This is a genomic window from Actinomyces bouchesdurhonensis (assembly GCF_900128465.1).
GTDB lineage: Bacteria > Actinomycetota > Actinomycetes > Actinomycetales > Actinomycetaceae > Pauljensenia > Pauljensenia bouchesdurhonensis.
The window spans coordinates 126,404-127,532 of sequence record NZ_LT635863.1 but is presented as its reverse complement, the minus strand read 5'-3'; the positions used below and the strand labels follow the sequence as shown (position 1 = coordinate 127,532).

At 68.5% G+C, this 1,129-nt stretch carries 1 protein-coding gene; it reads right to left on the bottom strand.

What is annotated here, in order from left to right:
* The coding region (locus BQ7477_RS01700; RefSeq protein ID WP_159430572.1) for a S8 family peptidase at window positions 1-1,129 on the bottom strand (1,129 nt) is incomplete at both ends.

Sequence of the window (1,129 nt, the reverse complement as noted above, 5' to 3'; positions counted from 1 at the left end):
ACGGCGGTCAGGCCGGCGACGTCCATGTGCAGGTGGCTGATCGGCGAGGCCGCGGACGCGTAGAAGGTGACGGGGCCGGCGGGCAGGACGGCGCCGTCAAGGTTCTTCCACTCCCCCTTGCCGACGCGGTATTCGAGGGTCGTCACGGTCGGGCGCAGCTGGTCGCGGCGCATCGTGGTCAGCGCGTTGATGAAGCCGTGGCCGCGGTACTCCTTGCCGTCGGTGGGAGCATCCAGGCGCGTGTAGTCGATGGCAGCCTGCTTGCGCATGAGATCAACGATCTGGGCGCCCGTGAACGCCGGGTGCATGGCCTTGATGAGCGCGGCGATGCCCGTGATGTGGGGGGCGGCCATCGAGGTTCCGCTCGTCTTGGCGTAGCCGCTCGCGTACTGGCTGGTGGGCACTGTGGAGTAGATGCCGTCGCCGGGGGCCGCGAAGTCAATGGTCGTGCCGTAGTTGGAGAAGTCCGCGCGCGCGAGCGTCGTCCACTCGGGCTTCGTCTCCTCGTTGACGCGCTTGAGGGCGCTCACCTGGCTGACCCCCGCGACCTGTCCGGGGACGCGGATGGAGCCTGCGACGGGCCGGTCCTTGATGGGCGTGTCCACGTCCGTCGGGGAGGCCGAATCGGTCGTCGGGTTGTCGTTGTCGGCGCCCTCGTTACCGGCCGAGGCGATGACGGCCAGGCCGCTGCCCTGCGCGTAGGCGATGGAACGCGACGCCGCCTCCAGGCCCGCGGCCTGCTCCGGGTCGGTCGGGCTCCAGTACATCCACGGGTCCATCGAGTAGGAGTTGTTGACAATGTCGACCCCGTGGCTTGCTGCCCACATGAACCCACAGGTCACGTATTCCGGGTACATGAGTTGCTCGGAGTTGGCGGCCTTGATCGACACGAGGGTCGCGTCGGGCGCGATGCCGTCGATGCCAATGCTGTTGTGGTTGGCGGCGATGATGCCCGCGACGTGCGTGCCGTGGAAGTAGTCGTCGCGCCACGAACCGTAACCCTGGGAGGCGATGCCGTTAGCCGCGCAGGACACGGAGCGCGTCTGGTCGACGCGTCCGGCCAGGTCGGGGTGCATGTCGTCGATGCCCGTGTCGATGACGCCAACCGTGACGGGGGCGTGGGCGACGG